Here is a 15,264-nt window from a genome sequence, read left to right on the forward strand (position 1 = left end):
AGAAGTCATGGGAAAGCTTGAAGGTAAGGTTGCAGTCATCACGGGTGGATCGAGCGGCATGGCGCTGGCGAGCGCCCAGCGGTTCGTTGAAGAAGGCGCCTATGTTTTCATCACGGGCCGGAAACAGGAGGCGCTGGACCAGGCCGTCAAGCTGATCGGCCGGAACGTGACCGGCGTGCGCGGCGACGCGGCCAATCTCGACGACCTCGACCGTCTGTTCGACACGGTCAAGCGGGAACAGGGCAGGATCGACATCCTGTACGCGAGCGCTGGCACGGGCGAAGCCGTCCCACTGGGCGAGATTACCGAGCAGCATTTCGACGCGACCTTCGGCCTGAATACGCGCGGCACGCTGTTTACGGTCCCGAAGGCGTTGCCGCTGTTAAACGACGGCGGATCGATCTTGATGACCGGGTCAGTTGCTTCGATCAAAGGTTTTCCCGGTTACAGTGTGTATGCGGCGAGCAAGGCGGCGCTGCACGCATTCGCACGCGGGTGGCTCAACGAACTCAAGGGCAGGAATATCCGGGTGAACGTGCTGCACCCAGGGCCGATCGCCACACCGATGCAGGACCAGGTTCTCACCGAGGAAGCGACGCGGATGTTCGAATCCCTGATCCCGAGGGGAAAGATGGGTCGTCCCGAGGAAATTGCGGCAGCCGCGCTATTTCTTGCTTCAGACGATTCGAGCTTCGTGAACGGGGTGGAGTTGTCCGTCGACGGCGGCTTCTCGGCCATCTGAATTCGCGCCGAGCCGAAAACGGAGAGATACGATGAGCACCGAAGAGAATGTCAAGCTTGTGAAGAATTTCTTTGCCGCCATGGGCAGCAACAACGCGCGCGATCTGCTGGCGTTGGCTGCAGAAGATATCGAGTGGATCATTCCGGGCGAATGCTGGCCGCTTGCAGGCACGCACCGCGGGCACGCGGAGTTGGCGGCTGTTCTCAAGAAGGCGTCCGAAGAGGTGGAAACGCAATACCCGAAGCCCCCCGAATTCGTAGCGCAGGGAGACAGGGTTATGGTCGTCGGCGTTGCTACGGGAAAAATCAAAGCCACAAACAGGCCGTTCAAGGACGAGTGGGTCTTCGACATTACCGTTCGAGACGGCAAAGTCGTCCACATCCGGGAATACGTCGACACGCAAGCATTGGCGCGGGCCTCGCAGATCGACGCAAGGACCTAGTCAAGTTCGACGGGTGAATTGCGATCGCATCTCCTGATTTATGCCGCTTATACGAATGGACCCTATCTATGAATTCCGCTCTAAACGATCAGTCGCTTGATCAGATCTTCCGCTCCGCTCGCACCCCCAACGGATGGGCAGATCGTCCAGTAGGGGACGATCTGGTACGCGAGATTTATGACCTACTGAAATGGGGCCCGACCTCTGCGAACAGTAGCCCCGCGCGGTTTGTCTGGGTGCGTAGCCCAGATGGAAAGGCAACGCTCGCCGGGCTCGCTGCGGAACCGAATAAGCCGAAGATTCCGAAGGCTTCTGTCACGGTCATTATCGGCCACGATTTGGATTTCGCCGGCGAGCTGCCAAAGCTTTTGCCTCACGCTGCCGAGGTCATGCAGAAATACTTTGCGGCACCAGACGTGGCCGAGGTGACGGCAATGCGAAACGGAACGCTGCAGGCCGCTTACCTCATCGTCGCTGCGCGGGCGTTGGGACTGGACTGCGGACCCATGTCCGGCTTCGACAACGCCGGCGTGGATGAGGCGTTCTTCTCAGGCACGCGGATTCGGTCGAACTTCATTTGCAGCATTGGCCACGGCGATCCAGCTTCCGTGTTTCCGCGCAATCCTCGCCTTAGTTTTGAGGAGGCCGGCCGCTGGGCCTAAGTCCAGGCTTCGGAGCGAACAGTCAAAGCGCTGGCCGTCTGTGGCCATCGGTTCGGGGTCGGCGGTGAATGAGCCGTAGATCGCCGCCTCGCAGGCCGCGCGCTCGTCGAATTCCCAACCGCAATGGAGATCCCGATGTACGACCAATCCAAGCTATCCGAGTTGATCCGGTTCGCACGTTTAGACGCGGGCGCCACCGTCATCGACGTTTACCCAGGCGACGGCGACTGGACCCGTCTCTTCTCCGACGTCGTGGGACCCGAAGGACGGGTCTACAGCTTCGTGCCGGCCGAAGTCGCCCACTTCAAGAACGATCCGGTCGGCCGCATGCGAACGCTTGCGAAGGAGCCGGGCCGAGAGAACGTCGAAGCCGTCTCGGCGGACCTAGTCGCGATGCCGGAGGCCACGCAACCAGCCGATGTCCTGTGGCTGCATCTGTTCTACCACGATCTCCACACTGCGCTGATCCAGGCCAGGGGTGCGACAGCGGCCCAATTCAATCGATCTGCCTACGAGCGGCTGAAGCCCGGTGGGTCCTACGTCATCGTAGACCACGCCGCCGCCGTCGGGGCGGGCACGAGCGACGCCCAGTCGCTGCATCGGATTGATCCTGCATCCGTTCGCGAGGAGGTGGAGGCGGCCGGCTTCGTACTGGACGCGGAAAGCACCATGCTCGCGAACAAGGGCGATCCGCACTCGATCAAGGTGTTCGATCCCTCGATCAAGGGCGAGACCGATCGCTTCGCCTATCGGTTCGTGAAGCCCTGACAGGTCCCCGCGCCAACTTTATGTCGACCTCGAAGTGCAGATCACCGCCGCAGAGCCGGCGACTGATCGTCTGACCACTTCACTTCGCAGACCTGTCCTATTTCCACGCCATCGTCGCCGATTTCCGCACGCGCATTCGGCACCGCTTTTCCAAGCCAAGATATTCGGCTTTGATGAGCCCGCACTTCAGTCGGTCCAGAGCCGTGCGGGGAACAGGACGACTATCAAAAAACACGCGAAACAGTCGATCGGAAAGCGAGCATCAGAACGTGTAAAGCAGCCCGTTTGTCAGAACAAAATCCGACCCGCTCGCTAAGTCTATGAAAAGGCTGGAGCGGGTGAAGGGAATCGAACCCTCGTATTCAGCTTGGAAGGCTGACGCTCTACCGTTGAACTACGCCCGCGAGGATGATGTATGATGAGCATGATGGAATACGTTCGCCGCACCGACGAGACGATCGTCGAGGGCAAGATTGACGTCTATTTCCAGGACGCCGAACTCTTCGGCGAGCTCGTTGACCGCGCGGAATACCAGCGCCGGCTCGCCGTCGAACTGGCTCCTCGGACCGACACCGCGGTCGGCCGCTTCATAAACAGTCGTGGGCAAGGAGCGAAAGTGACGTGAAGCTGTTCGGCCAAAATAACCACGTAGTCGCCAACACCGGTCCCCTTGCTCGGGCCGCGCGATCGGCTGGCATCGAGGTGGATGACATTTCCTTCCCGTAGGTGGCGGCGCCCGCCCGGCCAATTGGCCGAACCTTTGTCTACGGCTCTGTGGCCTTCGTGCGGGCGTTGCGAAATGTCGCCGGCTGGGGTGAGCAAATAGCTTGGACGAAAGATGCCCTCTGCGCCGCGAAATGGCGAGACGCATATGCCGAGCGCTATATCGGGTCCGGTGGTAGGGCATTGCCTACCTCAGATGTTGCAGGGGCTTTGCCGGCAGCCGTGCGCCCGCTCTATGGCGACAAGGCATTCCCTGGTGGAATCTATAGCCCTACAACGTGGGTTGATCCAGCGGCGCCCGGAGAGGCTTGGGTTGCGCCTATCGTGCCGATTGAACGAGAGGTGAGAGTTTGGTTTGTGGGCGGGAAACCGAGGGGCCTTACAGGCGTGGTGCTAGGTAGTCGAGAAACTGGAAAAAGCCGTAGAGGGCGAGCGCGGTCACAGCCGCGAAAGCAACAATCATCGTCGCCCATTCGCGTTTGGAAAATAGATCGAAGTCGAACATAAAGAGCCCCGCTAGGAATCCAGCGCCGAATGTGAAGCCGTCCTACTGACTGCCTTGCTCTTCCGGTGGAGACGATGAATGAGGGCCTTCGCGTCCGTCGCCTGTGCGATCAGGACTGCAATTCCGTCCAGCGTTTGTCGGTCGTTGATTCCGAGCGACAGGCGCCGATACCGGGCGATCTTGTCCTCGTACTGAATGCACTTCTCACACATGGCTTCCGCTCGGCATAGAGGGCGGGAGTATGGAGCACTCTCAGTTACCGATAGGCGCCTCGGACGGGCGGTGATTTTGAGACCATAGACCCGAACTTGGGTTCCCGACAGAAGGAACACAGCCCGCCAACGGAGGCGGCCTCAATGCCTGCGCCGTTCGACCTCGAATGTAAATTTGAGCTGGAGCACCGGACCGCCGTCGTCCCGGACTTCAATCGACATCTGGTGGCTGCCGTCCCCTGGGGTCCGGACGGCATCTCGGGCCATATCGGCAAGCGAGCGCGCCGCCTCTTCCTGCACCTTCTCTATGGTTGAGAGTTCCAGACCTTCCTCATCCGAGAAAATCTCGTCACCCTCTCTGATGTCAAAATAGTACCGTCTCATCAGACCAGAACGACGCCAACCTCAAATTGTTTCTTTCGTAAAACAGGCCACACCCAAATCAAACTAGGCGACTGATGCCGGAAGCAGGCCGGTACCCTACCTCTGCTCATTCCTCGCGAGAGAAGCCAGTCTATCCAGTTGGCCAGCCAAACCCACATAAGTTCGGGCGATGTTTTTCAGGACATCGGCTCGATCTTTGGAAATGCCGCTCGCGCCAGAAAGTCTCTTGTAGAGATCAGCATGTTTTCGGCACTCAGCAATGTTGATCACTGGCTCTGCCTTCTGTTGGCCGTGCGGGTCACAGGAGCGCCTTCCCCGCTGGCTTGCCTTCTACCATGTTAGGCCCCGTTAAAATCAGTCTTGTGACACCGGTTAAATACGGAAGCGCCCCTTCAGTTTGGAAAAGGAACCACAAGGGCGGCTGATGTTTGAGTCGTCGCTGGCTCGCCGCCAGAGCTGGCGGAGCGGCCTCGGCCTACCCCCTAGACCCCTGCAGCCGGGGCCGTCTCTCCTCCTTTGTCGTATCGGAGTCGCGTATGCGTTCCTCGCCCTCGATCGTGCCGGCCGACCGCCCCGACCGCGATATCTATCTGGTGCTTGAAGACTTCGGCGCGCGTGCCGGTTGCGCCTGGCGCGAGACGGATGAGGCTGACACCGACCTCGAGACGGTCCTGCAAAATCTCCTGTCTGGCCAGTACGCCTATCCAGTGCGAATTGTATCCTTCAATCCCGTCGAGGGATGGTCGCGGGATGTGACCTCCGACGTCGCCGACGCACTGGCCCAGCGCGCAGCCGACACCGACGCCGAGATCGCGTCTGCACTGCAAGCCTTCATCACGGCCAACGCCACAAGGCGCTTCGACATGCAGCTAGCGCTGCCCTTGCGCGGGATCGCCTAATGCCCAGCGAGGAAAAGGCCGCCGGTGGAATGACCACGACCTGCACCAACTGCGACAACCTCGGCTGGGTTTGCGAGAACCACCCGGACCGCCCTTGGGATGGACCACGCGCCTGCGCCTGTGGCGGCGCTGGCGCGCCCTGCTCGGCCTGCAACGCTACTGCAGGTGAAGTGCCGCGCATGCCGGAAGGCTTTCGGGTGGAGGTCGACAAGGACGGCTGGCGGCACTGAGAGGCCGCCCGCGCGGCTAGGCTCTCCTCGTTTTTCTCGTCGCGGTCTTCTTCTTGAGAATGCCGATATCGGTGTTGCCCAAATTCTTTATGGCGCGTTCGGCGGCGGGCGTATCCACCGCGTTGTCGTGGGAAGTTGGAGCCGGACTAACAGAGGAAGCATCCACGTCGCCGGTCGCCGCGTGGCTGAGCGCGTTGCCCACGTTGGGACTGGAGGAGCCCGCAGTGCCGCTTATGGTATGCCCGGTCGATAGGGTGCCGCCAGCATAACCTTTGGAGCCGGTGGCCGCAGTTCCACTCGTTGCCGAGCCGCTACTGCTCGATCCACCCGTACTCTGGGCCAATGCGAGCGACGAGCCGCCAACGAGTAAGATCAAGATAACGGCGATGTGGTTCACAGAGCGGTCCTCTACTTGAATAACCGCTCAATGAGTTGCACCTCCGAAAGTTCCTAGGGGTCCACCACTCTCCAGGCCACCCACGTTGATGGTGGATCACTCGCCGAAATCTTGGTGCGCCGGAGTGCCACGAGGTGGCTTCGCTTGTATGGAAATGCGGGATCTTCCAGAGGAGCCTGGACCGCGCTACACGGCCCGCGAATACTCTCGGAAGAACATCGAAGCTATGGTTGATGACGCGCTAGGCCCGCTCTCCTCCATCCCACGTCGCCGCAAAAATCGGCGTGCATCCACTGCATCGCTGAGGTTTTTGGAATCGGGGGACTTCCGCCGAGCCAGGAACATCGTGGCTTTTGCCAAGTTTTCCCGATGCCCTCAACTCGTGAGGGCATACTTGGAGGCCCCGGCTCATGCCCCATTTGGGCCGGGGCCTTTTTGACGAGACCTGTTGACCAACCTGTTGGCCTAGCCGCAATGCCCCTCGATCCAGCGGCTGGCCCGTTCTCTGACTGACCGCCCTCCCGCCGCCGCGCCGACAATCCGCATGAGGAGACTTGGCACATCTATTCCGGCGAGGTCCGCGTCGGGACCATCGGCGTGCGCGCCGGCGTGCCTGTGCATGCCGAACACCACCACACCCTAACTGGGAGAAGCCCGAAAGCGGAGGCATTGTGCTCGCTAGTGATCAAGTACAGTCGCCTCATAATCGTGATAGCCATTCAGATCGCAACAATCTAAGCTAGAAGTTGCAAGCGACAAAGTCACTGAGTCAACGCGCGACGCGCGCGGTTTATGAGCCGAGCCGACCAACGCACCTCGTTGGTTGATACGCAATACGCTGCATCACGGTTGAAGAACGGAATAACGTCGCTGTTGGCCCCTCGCCGGTATCATAGCGAGACGTGGGTGACACCCTGAGGATGTAAGCTATTCCAGTACTAACAGGAACAGGAAACACGAGGCAATACATTGGAAGTACCCAAGCGGAGCCGTAGAGTTGTAAAAGCAAGAGTTGTAAAACCTGGACTCGATCAGAATATGCGCACGATCGCTGAACACGACGCGGTATGGCGGGACCAGCTCGCCGAACTAAATGAACGGCACGTTGTTGAGTGCGGGATGAGCGAGCTCCTTGACCCAGCGGAGAAGTTGCGCAGGAAGTGGAATTAGCAGGCTAGTGGCCGATACCCACCTCCAGAACTTCTAAGCGACCGCGTCGAGCAGGCGATGCGCAACGAATGGTAGTTAGCGCGCACGCCTCGGTCGAGCTGTCTAGCCCGCCTGTTTAGACTTCATCGCCAGCTCAACCTCATCAGCAAGCCTACTTAGATGTATGTGCAGCCTATCGTAAAGGTCGCGTTTGATCCGGTCCGTCGCGAGATCCCGGATCAGGGCGGCTTCGGCTGCGTCACGCCGAAGCTTTTCAATTGAAGCCTGAAAATCCTTCATTTCGGCAAGCCGGGAGATCGCGCCCAATCATCCAGATGGATCGCAATGTCGGCTTGCCGCGCCTTTACGGAAAGGGCTTCTCGCTCGGGACCTCGCGGAAGCTGGGTGACCTGCTGTTCAAGACGCTCGGACCAAGCCGCCAGCCGGTCCTTAAGCGCTAACTGATGTCTGAAACGTCGCCGCTGAAACATGGCGTGCTCCCTTGTTGGATTGGGCGGGAGCGCAGAGAGGCGATCTCATCACCGATAGAAGCCACGGATCGGGCGGTGACAGGAGTTAACGCTGTGAGGCGGGGCAGTTCTTATAATTCGTCGCTGCGTCGCAGCACTAAATTTAGCTATGTGCTCGCCTGCGGGAACGTGCTGTGCGCGACGGGTTGCTCGAAATAGGCCAGCACGAAATTCAAATTAGAACTGAGGCGGCAACCACGGGGCCGCAAAAAAAGCTCCGGCTCCAGCCTTGGCAGAAGCTGGAGCCGTGCTGTCACGTAGCTTCCGACCTCCGGGGTAAAGGCCAGAAGCGACTCGAAAATGCTCCATGCCTGAGAAGGTTCCTGAACCGGTTCTCAGCCGCTCGTTAAGTAAACACGAGCAGTCTCGGTTTCGGGACGGGGCCGTGTTGGGAGAACGCGCGCTCTTGTGCTTGGGGTGAAGGCCCGCCAGCTCAGCCAGCCCCAGGCGGGCCTTCCCTCATCCCGGGTTAAGCAAGCGGCCCACTTGTGAAATAGTTCATCTTGCAGGCCGAAAACGCCGGGGCTGGCTCCATACTCCACTTAGATCTTTTAGATCTTTTATCCGGCATTTTTTGACACGGCGCGGGCCGCAGCGAGAAAATCGCCGCCTTCGTTTCTTTGGGATCGCCAGCGGTGAGTCAGAGGCCTCTTATTGGCATCCCGCAAACTGAACCATCCTAGGTCTCGTGCGTAAAATGTGTATCCGAGGTTTTTGTTAGTCCCACCTCGGGGCTGGAAATGAACACCGCCGCCGGGACAATGTATTAGAGCCCGGCGGCGTATTTACGGCTCCCACTAGAGTGAGGCACTGATGTCTGACGACGACCCACTCAAGCAGGAAACGGACGCTCTTCAGCAGATGATAGAGGATGAGCGTAAACTTTTGTCTGCCTTCGAAGAGCTCGTTACGGGCAAGGTTGCGCGAGGCGTGCCCAGAGAGCGCACCTCCGCCCTAGTTACAGAGATAATCCCCGACGTTCGGGAGACCCAAGCTCGAAATCGACGCCCCACGTTTAGGGTTCGTCTAAGGCGTCCGACGATCCCTAGCTGATTGCCCGCCATGGTGAGCGTCGCCGTGCGCGCCATCGCCCTCGCGGTCCGTTTCCTATTTGATGCAGCGTTCGAGCATCGCGTCACGCCGGGCAACCGCCTTGCCAACCTCGCGCAGCGTGAACGCGAAGCCGACCAACGCCGCCAGATTGATAATCAAGATGGCGAGCAGGAACGGTGTTGCCCGCATGGTTTCGACAACCTGCTTGGCGATGTCGCGCATGGTCTAAGTGTATTGCCCGCCCGCGCTGGTGCTGCCTGCGATGCCTGGTGCGCGACAGCGAGGCCGTGCGGCTTGTCGGCCAGAGCCTTGGCTGCTTCCGTTCATGCGGCAGGCCGCGTCGAACAGATCCGGGCCGATCGCGCCTGGCTCGAATGGCGCGACGAAGATGCCGGCGGGGGTGGGGGCAATGTGCCGAAAGCGGACGCATTGTGCTCTCTTTGAGTTTTGTCGAGTTTAAGCCATAGCCGACGTGGTGAGAGCGTAGCCGACGTCCTGACTACTCGCAGCGGACCTTAGTCGTCGCCGGCTCAACGTCCGATATGCATTTTAGTTTGAAGGACCGCAGGTAAGTGACGCGATCTGCCCGGATGCATCGAAAGTTAATAAGGCGCTCACGACACCCTCGCGTGTGACATACGAGATTACTGTTCCATCCCCTGATAGCTGCAGGTTGTCTAGATGGGACGCGGGACGCTTCCTAAGGCGGTCATCCCAGTAAGCACGCAAGCTGTCTGTGCTGGTGATAATTTTTATGCCTTCGCAGCTGCAGTGAACCACCGCGTCTTCGGCATACATTGCCAAGATAGTTTCAATGTCTCCAGCGCGGTAGGCATCAAGCCAGGCAACGGCAGCGGCCATCGGGTCAAAGGACATATTCCTACCTCCCTGCCGTGTTCTCGTTCGTCGCAGCGAGTAGGGAGAAATTGCCAGTTGTTCCCGGGATTGTCACCTCCTCTTAGTTGGTCGAGGATAAAAGGCAGGTCGGTTCGGTCTGGCCAATGCTTCTGCAAAGAGCAAGAAAGACGACGGGTCGCCTTCGAGCATCCGCGGCCGGTGGGTCATAGACCGCTACTAGCGGCGCAAGCCTTCCAAGGACCACGGCAGATGAAGCTACGCCTAATGACCTGAAACGGACGTTATATAGAGCTGTGATCACGCGTGACAAAGTTGCAGGCGCTGATCGTTCATCAACATGAACTGTTCACTTGTGAATTGCCACTTTTGCCCTGCATCTTGCGGGGCCGTTTTTTCTTGGGTGAATTAACAAAGGTTGATTGACGAAACCGGCTAACTGCACCAACCTGATCGTGTCGGGTGGGCTCTCCAAAGCTTCCTGACGCGCTCGAAATGGAACAGCTACTTTCAAAAGCCCCGCTTAAGCGGGGCTTTTTTTTGCGCTCTGCGCTCCTCTTCGAGCACCAGATAGTGGCCGTCTCTCCCCCGTTATTGTATCGGAGCAGCGTATGCGTTCTTCGCCCTCGATCGGATGTCGCGATCGAGGCGGTCGGCCGGCACGGACATGCAGTTGGCCCTGCCCTTGCGCGGGATCGCCTGACGCGCAACGCAGGTGAGCGAAAACAATCGAGTCAATGGCCCGGCGCTGACTGGGCTGTTGACGGTCGACGCTTTGGCAGCCCGTGGTATCGCAAAGAGATGCCGAGCTGATGCGCTTTGACAGCCACCGACGAGACGCCTCGGTTCAATTCAGCGGCTATCTCGTCGCGGCGGTGATTCCCGGCCATCGCCTTGAGCTTCTCAAGGTCATCTGAGGTCCACGGGCGAACAGAATTGGCCATTACCGATCCTCCGAAGCGAAATTTGGCCCGATACACAATTTCCGCCGGGACCAAAAGTTTCATTGGGACGCGCCCGCAGACCGTGCGCAAACGGCTGCCACCTCGTCAGCCTAGACACGAGAAAACCCGCCACAGTTGCCTGGCGGGTTTCTCGGAACGCCTGATCTCCCAACTAGGCGCCGGCGGTTTCGCGCCAGTTCGGCTCTGACAAACTAAAGGCCCCGCGGAGCGTCACTCCGCGGGGCCCCGCCTCTTAAAAACCTACACGCTTTGACCGATTAGTCGATGATTTTGACGACGCGGCGCGTGCGCGGTTCGACGATGACGCGGCGATCATTCACCACCGCGTAGCGATACTCGGTGTAGTTCGGCACCGGGCGCAAGACCACGGTCGGGGGCAAGGGCTCGCCGACGACGACGCGCTCGTGGATCACGACGGAGTCGTCGCGCGGGATTCCGCCGAGCACGGCATTCGGAATTTCGAGGCCGGCGCCAACGGCCGCACCGACGGTGCCGCCGACCATCGCGCCGACCGGGCCACCGATGTCGCCGCCCGCACGCGCGCCGTCCCTGGCGCCCTGTTCGGTCGTCGACTGGGCAAAGGCTACACTCGACGCCGCCAGCAGCGACACAGCAGCCAATGAAATCGCAAGACGGGTTTTCATGTCCACTCTCTCCAGTGGTTGTTGATGCGCCGTCAACCGCTGGGCCAGAGCATTGTTCCGGTTCCTCCGTGATGAAAGGCGCGCTGGAGAATGTTACTGCGTAACAGTTCAGGCCGCGGCGGCGCAGCGTTGCTGTCAGGCATACGTTGCTAAGACGGGTACCTCTTGATTGGAAAGCCGCAGTTTCATGGACCGGTTGCAAGAAGTTGCGACTAAGAAGGCTTTCGCAATTATTGCTATCTTTTGCTCGACGGATTCAAAATCCGCATTTTCCTGAACGATGCGGAGCAGATCGAATACACTGCGGCAAATCCTGAAGAAGGATGGGTTCGGGTAATTCCTCCCGCCAACTCGCTGTCCGCTCGCGTTACTCTGAAGGGCTATGTTGAGATCAGGATTGAGCGAACGTCCAGATTAGGGCGCACGTGAAGAGCCGCCTAGCTCTTCTTTGCTTTTTTCTTTTTGGTAGCTTTCTTCTCAAGCCGCACGCCCTTAAATTTCTTTGCGGCCTTCTTGCCCTTCGCGGGCTTCTTGACGCCCATGAATTCGCCGGACGCCTTGTCGCGCTTTAGTGAAGGCGGAAGCTCCACCCAATGTCGCCTTCGTCTGCGAACGCTTCTTGACCGCACCTTTGCGAGCGCTGTCGCCGGTGGGCTTGTTGACCGCCATTTCGTCCTCCCGATATTGCTTTGCCTCTCTGGCGCCCCTCTTCACAGTTTCTGGAACGAATCGGGCCCCCTCAAATTGAATCCGGGTTCTTTGTGGAGTTGCGTATTATGCGTCAGTCCCGGTGGACCCCGTCCATTATTCCGGCCGATGAGCCGACCGTTTATCTGGTCGCGGACGATTTTGGCCGCGCCGGCAGCGCTTGGCGCGAGACGGACATGGAAGCGGCCGACCTGGAGACGGTTTCAAGACCTGATGACGGGCCAGTACAAGCGACCTATCAAGGTGGTCGCCTTCAACACGTCGGAGCGCTGGTCCGAAGATGTGTCAGAGGATGTCGCACGCGAAATTCAACATCGCTGTAATCTCCAACTGAACGACGTGCCCTCGCATCTTCAGGAGTTCGTCGATCGCTACGCGCCTCAAGATGCGCGGCAGTTCAGCCTGCGCCTGGTCTAGCCCGTGGCGTTTCAGCGGAAAAAGCCGGATGCACTCGGTGTCAAGGCGCCCCTGCCCGGCTTCGTCGTGCCGGCTCTCGCCTCCGCGACCGACCGCGTGCCATCCGGCGAGCGATGGATTCACGAAATCAAGTTCGACGGCTACCGCGTGCAAGTCCACCTCGCGAACGAAGCCGTCAAGGTCTTCACACGGCGCGGCCACGACTGGACCAAGCGTTTCAAGAAGGTTTCCGATGACGCCTGGCACTCGGCCATCATCGACGGAGAGATTGTCGTACCTGCCACCGACGGCACGACGGACTTCTCGGTTCTGCAGAATGAGCTCACAGGCAAGTCAACGAAGATCGTTCTGGTCGCTTTCGACTTGCTCTACCTCAACGGCAGGGACATCCAGAAGTTACCGCTGTTTCAGCGCAAGGCGGAGCTGAAGAAGATCATTGCCGGCACCGACGTTCAGTTCAGCGCGAGTTTCGAGATCGACGGGAACGAGATGTTTGCCCATGCCTGCAAGATCGGCTCGAAGGCGTCGTCTCCAAGGTGCGCGACAGCGTCTACCCGGTCGGCCGCACCAATAATTGGGTCAAGAAAACCTGCGCCCAGCGCGAGACACTCACCATCGCCGGCTTCGCGCTCGACGACGGCAAATGGTACGGCATATACCTTGCTCGGCGAAAGGGTTCTGACCTGGTTTACGCTGGCAAGGTCGACCATGGCTTCGACAAGACGTCGGCGGCCGAGCTGCGGCGGCGCCTCGAGCCGCTGGTCCGGAAGACGCAGCCCTACGCGAAGCGGATAGCGCACAAAGGCATCTGGGTCGAACCGAAGCTTCTTGCTGAGATTGAGTACCGAGCGAAGTCGGCCGAGGGGAAGGTGCGGCATCCGTTCTTCAAAGCGTTGCGCGAGGATCTCTAGAGCATGGCGGGCTGCCCGGAAATCCGCTCCGTTAATGCAGTCGACTTTTAGCGATTTCGACTAGTTCAACATGCCCTGCGAGCGCAGTGTCGAGGTCGCTGTTTCCCCAGTACTCGCACAAACGTTTACTGTGTGGGAATGTCGCCCAGAAACATAACGCTAAGCCGCAGGCGCCGCTCTGGGAGCGCCCCGCCCGGCGCCGCGCTTTTTCGCACGATCATCGCGCCATGTTGACATGCCAGCGCATAAGCGCAGCAATGAACTAGGTAACCATGGGCGTTCCCGACAGGAATGCGATCTGTCCAAAGATATACCTCTTTATAGCTCGCGCGCGGTCTGACGTAACATCCTAAGATTGCGCTGGATGCAGTCGAGGAGGACTCGCGATGCGCAGGCAGCCTGTTCCACTTACTCCGGAGGACCTGGTCAATCATCAATTCGGCACCGACGACAACCTGATAGGCACCCCGGGCGCACCGACCTTGTTCGGCGATGCTGGTGGGAACCTGTTCGACTTCTCGAAGGGGGGCAACGACACCTTCGATGAAGTCGGACTTTCCAATTACACATTTTATGGTGACGTGGTTGGCAGCATTTTCGATTTTGCGCAGGGCGGCGATGACACGTTCAACGGACTCCCATTGGCTGGTGTCACTGCCTACGGGGACGCTGGCGCGGACATGTCGGAGCACAGTAAGGGCGGCAACGACACCTTCTTGAGTGGAACTGGCAGACAGCAAATCAATACGTTCTTCGGCGATGCCGGCGGCGCCATGTCGGGTCACGCTCAGGGCGGCGACGACACTTTTATAACTCAGACGGTACAGGGTGGCACCCACACCTTTTATGGCGATGCGGGCGGCGACATGTCTGGCTACAGCAAGGGTGGCAATGACAGCTTCCAGGGCTCCAGGCAGGCAACAAACGTCTTTTTTGGTGATACCGGGAGCAATATGTCCGGTCACGCCCACGGCGGCGATGACACATTCACAGCCAGAACGGACTCAGGCAACACATTCTACGGAGATGCCGGCGGTGACATGACCGGCTACAGCAAAGGTGGCAACGACACCTTCAACGGGGCCTTGTTCGCCACGCAGGTGTTCTATGGTGATGCCGGAGGTAACATGTCGGGCCATGCTGAGGGAGGCGACGACAGTTTCATGGGCTCCGGTGGGGCGGTAACGTCAAAGACCTTTTATGGCGATGCCGGCGGCGACATCTCCGGCTTTGCCAAGGGCGGCAACGATACTTTCGTCAACGAGGGCGGCTCCACAGTGTCTTTTTACGGGGACGCCGGCGCCACAATGTCCGGGCATGCGCAAGGCGGCGACGACGTTGCGACGTTCCAGGGGAGCAAGAACTTCGCCGTCGGCGATGCTGTTACGATGCTCGACGCTGCCAGCGGGGGCAATGACAGTCTAAGCGGCGGCGACAGGTCCCTGACTGATGTTGTAAATGAGCTGTATGGGGACGCTCAGGCCATGGGCGGCGCGACCCAAGGAGGCGATGATCTTATTGTCGGCGGCGAGGCCGTTGGTAGCGGCCGGGTCGATAACTTCTTATGGGGCGACGCGGAGCAACTTTCGGGTCGTGCCAAGGGAGGCAGCGATGTCCTCTACGCTGGAACCGCGGCGCCCGGTTGCACGGTCAGCAACGAGATGTGGGGCGATGGCCAACTGCGCGGCAATGCTCTTGGCGGTAGCGACACGTTCGTATTCAAGGATGATGGTGCAACGACGGTCGGAACTCAGAATGTCATCGGGGACTTCAGCCAATGCCAAGATGATAAGATCGCTTTCATTGACGTGGCGGGCGTGCAGTCGTTCGATGATCTTGTCATAACCCAAAATGGAACTAGCACCATTATCATCGCAGGAGTCGATCAAGTTACACTTGCAAACTTCACCAATTTGATGACGGCGAATGACTTTTTGTTTGTCTGAGAGCGTTCCTCTTCGTCGGCGATTTAGTCACCGATCCTCAAAACCAAGGCAATCGCTCCAACGAATGCGGTCCTCAACCGCGACTGCTCCTGCTCATAAGCGAACGCATCATGAAGATAGCC

The 15,264-nt window shown here is 59.2% G+C and carries 17 protein-coding genes, 1 tRNA gene and 1 pseudogene; 10 read left to right on the forward strand and 9 right to left on the reverse strand.

Annotated features, from left to right (window positions below; translation table 11 throughout):
- Positions 1 to 7: 7 nt before the first annotated feature.
- From AB7G19_RS39990 to AB7G19_RS40005, 4 genes are all read left to right on the forward strand, one after another.
- The gene (locus AB7G19_RS39990) at positions 8 to 742 is read left to right on the forward strand and encodes an SDR family NAD(P)-dependent oxidoreductase (protein ID WP_439037685.1); all 735 of its coding nucleotides are present in this window, start codon (positions 8 to 10) and stop codon (positions 740 to 742) included.
- A gap of 31 nt (positions 743 to 773) precedes the next feature.
- Positions 774 to 1,184: a nuclear transport factor 2 family protein gene (locus tag AB7G19_RS39995; protein WP_354134948.1), complete on the forward strand. Its 411-nt coding sequence runs from the start codon at positions 774 to 776 to the stop codon at positions 1,182 to 1,184.
- A gap of 68 nt (positions 1,185 to 1,252) precedes the next feature.
- A complete protein-coding gene (locus AB7G19_RS40000; protein WP_439037684.1) occupies positions 1,253 to 1,846 on the forward strand; it encodes a malonic semialdehyde reductase in 594 nt (197 codons plus the stop codon).
- A 135-nt stretch (positions 1,847 to 1,981) separates the two neighbouring features.
- Complete coding sequence (locus AB7G19_RS40005; RefSeq protein WP_439034325.1) at positions 1,982 to 2,614, forward strand: class I SAM-dependent methyltransferase; 633 nt, start codon at positions 1,982 to 1,984, stop codon at positions 2,612 to 2,614.
- Positions 2,615 to 2,944: 330 nt separating this feature from the next.
- Here the strand turns inward: AB7G19_RS40005 and AB7G19_RS40010 are convergent.
- Positions 2,945 to 3,018, reverse strand: a tRNA-Gly gene (locus tag AB7G19_RS40010).
- A 14-nt stretch (positions 3,019 to 3,032) separates the two neighbouring features.
- Between AB7G19_RS40010 and AB7G19_RS40015 the strand changes: the two genes are divergently transcribed.
- The gene (locus AB7G19_RS40015; protein ID WP_354134945.1) at positions 3,033 to 3,239 is read left to right on the forward strand and encodes a hypothetical protein; all 207 of its coding nucleotides are present in this window, start codon (positions 3,033 to 3,035) and stop codon (positions 3,237 to 3,239) included.
- A gap of 477 nt (positions 3,240 to 3,716) precedes the next feature.
- On the opposite strand, the gene AB7G19_RS40020 is transcribed toward AB7G19_RS40015, so the two are convergent.
- Both AB7G19_RS40020 and AB7G19_RS40025 read right to left on the reverse strand, forming a co-directional pair.
- The gene (locus AB7G19_RS40020) at positions 3,717 to 3,842 is read right to left on the reverse strand and encodes a hypothetical protein (RefSeq protein WP_354134944.1); all 126 of its coding nucleotides are present in this window, start codon (positions 3,840 to 3,842) and stop codon (positions 3,717 to 3,719) included.
- A gap of 353 nt (positions 3,843 to 4,195) precedes the next feature.
- Positions 4,196 to 4,438, reverse strand: coding sequence for a DUF6894 family protein (locus AB7G19_RS40025; protein WP_354133834.1), 243 nt, complete (start codon positions 4,436 to 4,438; stop codon positions 4,196 to 4,198).
- Between the two features lie 536 nt (positions 4,439 to 4,974).
- Here AB7G19_RS40025 and AB7G19_RS40030 point away from each other — a divergent pair.
- Together AB7G19_RS40030 and AB7G19_RS40035 are read left to right on the forward strand one after the other, a co-directional pair.
- The gene (locus tag AB7G19_RS40030; RefSeq protein ID WP_354134942.1) at positions 4,975 to 5,337 is read left to right on the forward strand and encodes a hypothetical protein; all 363 of its coding nucleotides are present in this window, start codon (positions 4,975 to 4,977) and stop codon (positions 5,335 to 5,337) included.
- Positions 5,337 to 5,567, forward strand: coding sequence for a hypothetical protein (locus AB7G19_RS40035; protein WP_354134941.1), 231 nt, complete (start codon positions 5,337 to 5,339; stop codon positions 5,565 to 5,567). Before AB7G19_RS40030 ends, AB7G19_RS40035 begins: the two co-directional genes overlap by 1 nt.
- 16 nt (positions 5,568 to 5,583) lie before the next feature.
- On the opposite strand, the gene AB7G19_RS40040 is transcribed toward AB7G19_RS40035, so the two are convergent.
- The 6 genes from AB7G19_RS40040 to AB7G19_RS40065 form a co-directional block, all read right to left on the reverse strand.
- The gene (locus tag AB7G19_RS40040; protein ID WP_439034324.1) at positions 5,584 to 5,964 is read right to left on the reverse strand and encodes a hypothetical protein; all 381 of its coding nucleotides are present in this window, start codon (positions 5,962 to 5,964) and stop codon (positions 5,584 to 5,586) included.
- A gap of 1,272 nt (positions 5,965 to 7,236) precedes the next feature.
- Positions 7,237 to 7,413, reverse strand: a complete 177-nt coding sequence (locus tag AB7G19_RS40045; protein ID WP_439034323.1) for a hypothetical protein — start codon at positions 7,411 to 7,413, stop codon at positions 7,237 to 7,239.
- Between the two features lie 1,337 nt (positions 7,414 to 8,750).
- On the reverse strand, positions 8,751 to 8,918 hold the full coding sequence (locus AB7G19_RS40050; RefSeq protein ID WP_354134932.1) for a hypothetical protein: 168 nt from the start codon (positions 8,916 to 8,918) through the stop codon (positions 8,751 to 8,753).
- A gap of 327 nt (positions 8,919 to 9,245) precedes the next feature.
- Positions 9,246 to 9,572 (reverse strand): nuclear transport factor 2 family protein, encoded by a 327-nt coding sequence (locus tag AB7G19_RS40055; RefSeq protein WP_439037683.1) that lies wholly within the window; start codon positions 9,570 to 9,572, stop codon positions 9,246 to 9,248.
- A 1,201-nt stretch (positions 9,573 to 10,773) separates the two neighbouring features.
- The gene (locus tag AB7G19_RS40060; RefSeq protein WP_354134934.1) at positions 10,774 to 11,160 is read right to left on the reverse strand and encodes a DUF1236 domain-containing protein; all 387 of its coding nucleotides are present in this window, start codon (positions 11,158 to 11,160) and stop codon (positions 10,774 to 10,776) included.
- 492 nt (positions 11,161 to 11,652) lie between these two features.
- Entirely contained in the window at positions 11,653 to 11,829 is a 177-nt protein-coding gene (locus tag AB7G19_RS40065; RefSeq protein WP_354114698.1) for a hypothetical protein, read from the reverse strand.
- Between the two features lie 252 nt (positions 11,830 to 12,081).
- Here AB7G19_RS40065 and AB7G19_RS40070 point away from each other — a divergent pair, with 252 nt between their 5' ends.
- The 3 genes and pseudogenes from AB7G19_RS40070 to AB7G19_RS40080 all read left to right on the forward strand — a co-directional run bounded on the left by AB7G19_RS40070 (position 12,082) and on the right by AB7G19_RS40080 (position 15,142).
- Positions 12,082 to 12,285, forward strand: coding sequence for a hypothetical protein (locus AB7G19_RS40070; RefSeq protein WP_439037682.1), 204 nt, complete (start codon positions 12,082 to 12,084; stop codon positions 12,283 to 12,285).
- Positions 12,286 to 12,288: 3 nt separating this feature from the next.
- Positions 12,289 to 13,196, forward strand: a pseudogene (gene ligD, locus AB7G19_RS40075) (non-homologous end-joining DNA ligase).
- 386 nt (positions 13,197 to 13,582) lie between these two features.
- Complete coding sequence (locus AB7G19_RS40080) at positions 13,583 to 15,142, forward strand: hypothetical protein (protein WP_354134849.1); 1,560 nt, start codon at positions 13,583 to 13,585, stop codon at positions 15,140 to 15,142.
- The last annotated feature ends 122 nt before the right edge of the window (positions 15,143 to 15,264 follow it).

Source organism: Bradyrhizobium sp. 215_C5_N1_1 (genome assembly GCF_052075935.1).
Taxonomy (GTDB): domain Bacteria; phylum Pseudomonadota; class Alphaproteobacteria; order Rhizobiales; family Xanthobacteraceae; genus Bradyrhizobium; species Bradyrhizobium barranii.

Excerpts from the sequence above, each read along its gene's own strand:
- AB7G19_RS39990 (WP_439037685.1), top strand. The coding sequence starts at position 8 with ATGGGAAAGCTTGAAGGTAAGGTTGCAGTCATCACGGGTGGATCGAGC.
- AB7G19_RS39995 (WP_354134948.1), top strand. The coding sequence starts at position 774 with ATGAGCACCGAAGAGAATGTCAAGCTTGTGAAGAATTTCTTTGCCGCC.
- AB7G19_RS40000 (WP_439037684.1), top strand. The coding sequence starts at position 1,253 with ATGAATTCCGCTCTAAACGATCAGTCGCTTGATCAGATCTTCCGCTCC.
- AB7G19_RS40005 (WP_439034325.1), top strand. The coding sequence starts at position 1,982 with ATGTACGACCAATCCAAGCTATCCGAGTTGATCCGGTTCGCACGTTTA.
- AB7G19_RS40015 (WP_354134945.1), top strand. The coding sequence starts at position 3,033 with ATGAGCATGATGGAATACGTTCGCCGCACCGACGAGACGATCGTCGAG.
- AB7G19_RS40020 (WP_354134944.1), bottom strand. The coding sequence starts at position 3,842 with ATGTTCGACTTCGATCTATTTTCCAAACGCGAATGGGCGACGATGATT.
- AB7G19_RS40025 (WP_354133834.1), bottom strand. The coding sequence starts at position 4,438 with ATGAGACGGTACTATTTTGACATCAGAGAGGGTGACGAGATTTTCTCG.
- AB7G19_RS40030 (WP_354134942.1), top strand. The coding sequence starts at position 4,975 with ATGCGTTCCTCGCCCTCGATCGTGCCGGCCGACCGCCCCGACCGCGAT.
- AB7G19_RS40035 (WP_354134941.1), top strand. The coding sequence starts at position 5,337 with ATGCCCAGCGAGGAAAAGGCCGCCGGTGGAATGACCACGACCTGCACC.
- AB7G19_RS40045 (WP_439034323.1), bottom strand. The coding sequence starts at position 7,413 with ATGAAGGATTTTCAGGCTTCAATTGAAAAGCTTCGGCGTGACGCAGCC.
- AB7G19_RS40050 (WP_354134932.1), bottom strand. The coding sequence starts at position 8,918 with ATGCGCGACATCGCCAAGCAGGTTGTCGAAACCATGCGGGCAACACCG.
- AB7G19_RS40055 (WP_439037683.1), bottom strand. The coding sequence starts at position 9,572 with ATGTCCTTTGACCCGATGGCCGCTGCCGTTGCCTGGCTTGATGCCTAC.
- AB7G19_RS40060 (WP_354134934.1), bottom strand. The coding sequence starts at position 11,160 with ATGAAAACCCGTCTTGCGATTTCATTGGCTGCTGTGTCGCTGCTGGCG.
- AB7G19_RS40065 (WP_354114698.1), bottom strand. The coding sequence starts at position 11,829 with ATGGCGGTCAACAAGCCCACCGGCGACAGCGCTCGCAAAGGTGCGGTC.
- AB7G19_RS40070 (WP_439037682.1), top strand. The coding sequence starts at position 12,082 with ATGACGGGCCAGTACAAGCGACCTATCAAGGTGGTCGCCTTCAACACG.
- AB7G19_RS40080 (WP_354134849.1), top strand. The coding sequence starts at position 13,583 with ATGCGCAGGCAGCCTGTTCCACTTACTCCGGAGGACCTGGTCAATCAT.